We start from the raw sequence: 4,793 nt of genomic DNA, 5'->3' as shown, positions 1-4,793 counted from the left end.
CTGACGCCTCCGCCGCTGTCGGCCTGGCCGGACATCCACTGGGCGCCCGACTACAACAAGTCCCGCCAGGTGGACCTGAACACCCTGACGCCGGCCGAGGTCGCCTCCTGGAAGCCTGGCGAGACCCTGCTGCTGTCCGGCAAGATGCTGACCGGCCGCGACGCCGCCCACAAGCGCATCCAGGACATGCTGGAAAAGGGCGAGTCCCTCCCCGTGGACTTCACCAATCGCGTCATCTACTACGTGGGCCCTGTCGATCCCGTGGGCGACGAGGTCGTGGGTCCTGCGGGCCCGACCACGGCGACTCGCATGGACAAGTTCACCGACATGATGCTGTCCAAGACCGGCCTGATCGCCATGATAGGCAAGGCCGAGCGCGGCCCGGTCGCCATCGATTCCATCCGCGCCCACAAGTCGGCCTACCTGATGGCGGTGGGCGGTTCCGCCTACCTGGTGTCCAAGGCCATCCGCGGCGCCAAGATCGTTGCCTTCGAGGACCTGGGCATGGAAGCCATCTACGAGTTCGACGTCAAGGACATGCCTGTGACGGTGGCCGTGGATTCCGAAGGCGTGTCGGTGCACAATACCGGCCCGGCCGAATGGCGCAAGCGCATTGCCGAGATCCCGCTGGTCGCGATCTGAGCCCGGCGCGGCGGGACGTCCGTCCCGGCCGCATGAAGCATGAAAAAGCCCGCGCATTTGAACTGACCCCCGAAAGTTGGACATTGATCCAACCTTCGGGGGTTTTACATGGCGAAATATGATGTGGACTTCAAGCTGGAAGTGGCACGGGACTATTGGTCCGGGTCGCTAGGGGCCCGGGCATTGGCCGGGCGATATGGGCTCGATCATGGGACGGTGCGCCGCTGGGCCGCGCAGTACCGAGAGCATGGCGAGGCGGGATTGCACAAGAAGCACAGCGGTCACTACGGCGCCGAGTTCAAGCTGTCCGTGTTGAGTCGGATGTGGCAAGAGGGCTTGTCTTGCCGCCAAGCCGCGGCGCGGTTCGACGTGCGCGGCGGCCATGGCGTCGTGAGGCGGTGGGAACGCGAGTATCATGAAGGGGGCCTTCGCGCCCTGACCCCCAACCCTCGCCCAGGCCGCTCCCCGACGATGAAATCCCCCAAACCTCCAACCCTTACGCCTTCGCCCTGCGAGGACACGCGCACGCTGGAGCAGTTGCGCCAAGAGAACGAATATCTGCGCGCGGAGAATGCGTACTTAAAAAAATTGAGGGCCTTGCGTCAGGAAAAAGCGCTGGCCGCGCAGAAAAAGCGCGGGTCGTGCTCGAATTGAGGCAAGGCCACACCTTGGCCGTGCTGCTGAAGGTGGCCGGGCTGTCGCGCAGCACGTTCTACTACCAGGCCAAGGCACTGGGCGCGGCCGATCCCTGCGCCGGGCTGAAGGCGCGCATCCGCGCGCTGTACGACCAGCACCAGGGCCGCTATGGCTACCGGCGCATCACGGCGGCGCTGCGCCGGGCCGGTGAGCTCATCAACCACAAGGCCGTCCAGCGCGTGATGCAGACGCTGGGACTGAAGTCCTTGGTGCGCCCGAAGAAATACCGTTCGTACCGAGGCGAGCAGGGCCGTGTGGCGCCGAACCTGCTGACGCGCCAGTTCCAGGCCGACAGGCCCAACCAGAAGTGGGTGACGGATGTGACCGAGTTCAAGGTCGGCGCCGACAAGCTGTACCTCTCGCCGGTGATGGACCTGTACAACGGCGAGATCGTGGCCTACGAGACCAGCCTGCGCCCCGTGTTCCAGCTCGTGGGCAGCATGCTCCAGAAAGCGCTGGCCCGGCTCGCACCCACGGATCGCCCGCTGCTGCACTCCGATCAGGGCTGGCAGTACCAGCAGCCCCAGTACCGGCGTCTGCTCGCTGAGCAAGGCGTGATTCAGAGCATGTCGCGCAAGGGAAACTGCCTGGACAATGCCGCCATGGAAAGCTTCTTCGGTACGCTCAAGGCCGAGTTCTTCCACCTGAACCGCTTCGAGAGCATCGAGCAGCTCCAGGCCGGCATCGGCCAGTACATCCACTACTACAATCACGAACGCATCAAGCTCAAGCTAAAAGGCCTGAGCCCGGTGCAGTACCGAGCTCAGGCCTTCGGGCTTTAGGCTCTGACCGTCCAACTTTCGGGGGTCAGTTCACGCATGCGGGTTTTTTTATGGCGGTTCAGCCGGCCTATTCGAACTTGCCCTTGGGGTGGCGCATCAGGTAGCGATACACATAGCCTGGATAGGCCAGCACCAGGAACAAGGCGAAGGTGATGGTGTAGAACACCCAGGTCTGGCTGAAGGGATTGCCGATGCTGGCTTCGAAGGCGAAGCCCAGGGCGCCGACGATGCCGTAGAACGCACAGACTTCCAGCAAGCGGAAAAAAAAGCTCTTGTGGACGTTCTGGCCTCTTGCGCGCCAGGCCGGAAAGTAGAACACTGCCGCGGCCACAGCCAGCGCCAGCGCCACCTTGCCCAGCATGGCGGGCGTGGAGCTCAGGCCCGAGCTGCGGCCGATCAGGCTGTAGATGCCCAGGCCCAGCGCCGTCACCACGGCCAGGAACACCACGCCGCTGAACAACTGCAGCCAGGCGGGACGCGGCGTTTCTCCCCGCGCGGACCAAGGCAGAACCAGCAAGGGTTTCTCCACGAAGAACGGCAGATTGGCCGTGATCAGCGAAAGAACGATCAGCACCCAGATGGAAAGGCTTTGGTCCATGTCGTCACCTCGATCAGAATTGCAGGGATGCCTGGATCACGCGGATGCAGGTGTCCATCAGGCCGCCGGGCAGCAGGCCCAGGCCGATGATCAACACGCCGTTCACCAGCATGACGGCCTTGGTGAACACGCCTGTCGCCAAAGGATGCGCTTCGCCTTCAGGCTCGTCGAAGTAGGCAACCTTGACCACGCGCAGGTAGTAGAACGCGCCGATCAGGGACATGACCACGGCGAAGACGGCCAGCCAGATGTAGCCTGCGCCGACCACGGCCTGCAACACGCTCAGCTTGGCGCCGAAGCCGGCCAGCGGGGGGATGCCGGCCAGCGAGAACATGGACAGCAGCCACACCAGGGCCAGGCCGGGATTGCGGCGGTTCAGGCCCTTCAGGTCGTCGATGTTCTCGCACTCGAAGCCGCGGCGGCTCAGCAACAGGATCAGGCCGAAGGTGCTCAGCGTGGTCAGCACGTAGATCACGACGTAGAACAAAGAGGCGCCGTAGGCCTGGGCGCTGGTCTGGCCGTCGAAGACGCCGGCCAGCAGGCCCAGCAGGATGAAGCCCATGTGCGAGATGGTGGAGTAAGCCAGCATCCGCTTGAGGTTCTTCTGCACGATGGCGGTCAGGTTGCCCAGCGCCAGCGACACCACGGCCAGCACCAGCAGCATGGGCTGCCAGTCCACGGCGATGCCGTGCAGGCCTTCGACCAGGAAACGCAGGGTCACGGCGAAGGCCGCCAGCTTGGGAGCCGCGCCGATGATCAGGGTGACCGTGGTGGGCGCGCCCTGGTAGACGTCAGGCGTCCACATATGGAAGGGAGCGGCGGTCAGCTTGAAGGCCAGGCCCGAGACCACGAACACCACGCCGAACACCAGAGCCAGGCGCTCGGCCTTGCCCGAGCCGATGACTTCGGCGATGCGGGTCAGTTCCAGATGGCCGGTGGCGCCGTAGATCATGGACATGCCGTGCAGCAGCACGCCGGAAGCCAGCGCGCCCAGCACGAAGTACTTCATGGCGGCTTCGATGGACTGGCGATGCTCGCGGCGCAGGGCCACCAGGGCGTACAAGGCGAAGGACATCAGCTCGACGCCCAGGTAGACCGTCAGCATGCTGTTGGCCGAGATCATGATCATCTGGCCCAGCAGCGCCATCAGCGACAGGGTGTACAGCTCGCCGCCGCGATCCAGCATGTCGCGCTGCTCGGCGTAGTCACGACCGTAGATCAGGGTGACGGCCACGGCCGCGCAGGACAGCAGCTTCAGGAAGTGGGACAGCTCGTCCACCACGAACAGACCGCCGAACGTGGTGCCGGTCATGCCCTGCGACCACTGCCAGGCGACGCCCAGCGCGACCACCACCAGCGTGCCCAGGCTGAGCACGAAGGTATTGTGGCGCTGCTTGTGCGCGCTGAAGGAGTCGAAAATCAGCACACACGAGGCCAGAACCAGGAGCAGAATCTCAGGCAGGGCCAGAGAAAAGTTGAAGGTAGTTTCCATAGTGTTTCGGCCTACAGTTTCGAGATGGAGACGTGTTGCAGCAGCGCTTCAACCGAAACGTGCATGACATCGGTGAATGGTTTTGGATAGACACCCATACCCAACACAGCAATCGCCATTACGCCAAGAACGAAGAACTCGCGGCTGCTCAGATCGCTCATGCCGGCAACGTTCTCGTTGCCCACGGGGCCGAAGGCCACGCGCTTGAGCATCCACAGCGAATAGGCCGCGCCGGTGATCAGGGCCGTGGCCGTCAGCAGGCCGATCCAGAAATTGTGTTCGACCGCGCCCATGATGACGGTGAATTCGCCGATGAATCCGCTGGTGCCGGGCAGGCCGCTGTTGGCCATGGAGAACAGCACGAAGAACGTCACGAAACGGGGCATCACGTTGACCACGCCGCCGTAGTCGGCGATGCGGCGGGTGTGCAGGCGGTCGTACAGCACGCCGATGCACAGGAACATCGCGCCGGAGACGAAGCCGTGCGAGATCATCTGCATGATCGCGCCTTCCATGCCGGTCGTGTTGAACACGAAGAAGCCCAGGGTAACGAAGCCCATGTGCGCCACGGACGAATACGCCA

Annotated in this window: 5 protein-coding genes; 2 read left to right on the top strand and 3 right to left on the bottom strand. The window is 63.8% G+C overall.

Annotated elements, in window-relative coordinates; translation table 11 throughout:
* On the top strand, window positions 1–642 hold a 642-nt coding region (locus ACWPWO_RS18590), incomplete at its 5' end, for a fumarate hydratase C-terminal domain-containing protein (protein WP_454007866.1).
* 108 nt (window positions 643–750) lie between these two features.
* A protein-coding gene (locus tag ACWPWO_RS18585; protein WP_454004211.1) for an IS3 family transposase occupies window positions 751–2,120 on the top strand; the annotation gives its coding sequence in 2 pieces (ribosomal slippage) (window positions 751–1,239 and window positions 1,242–2,120; 1,368 coding nt in all).
* A gap of 67 nt (window positions 2,121–2,187) precedes the next feature.
* On the opposite strand, the gene ACWPWO_RS18580 is transcribed toward ACWPWO_RS18585, so the two are convergent.
* The 3 genes from ACWPWO_RS18580 to ACWPWO_RS18570 form a co-directional block, all read right to left on the bottom strand.
* The gene (locus tag ACWPWO_RS18580) at window positions 2,188–2,718 is read right to left on the bottom strand and encodes a DUF2818 family protein (protein WP_454007865.1); all 531 of its coding nucleotides are present in this window, start codon (window positions 2,716–2,718) and stop codon (window positions 2,188–2,190) included.
* A 13-nt stretch (window positions 2,719–2,731) separates the two neighbouring features.
* Window positions 2,732–4,210, bottom strand: a complete 1,479-nt coding sequence (gene nuoN / locus ACWPWO_RS18575) for an NADH-quinone oxidoreductase subunit NuoN (RefSeq protein WP_454007864.1) — start codon at window positions 4,208–4,210, stop codon at window positions 2,732–2,734.
* Window positions 4,211–4,221: 11 nt separating this feature from the next.
* A partial coding sequence (locus ACWPWO_RS18570; RefSeq protein ID WP_454007863.1) for a proton-conducting transporter transmembrane domain-containing protein occupies window positions 4,222–4,793 on the bottom strand: 572 nt, incomplete at its 5' end.

It is taken from the genome of Alcaligenes sp. Marseille-Q7550 (assembly GCF_965112015.1).
This window is presented reverse-complemented; position numbering and strand designations above follow the sequence as displayed.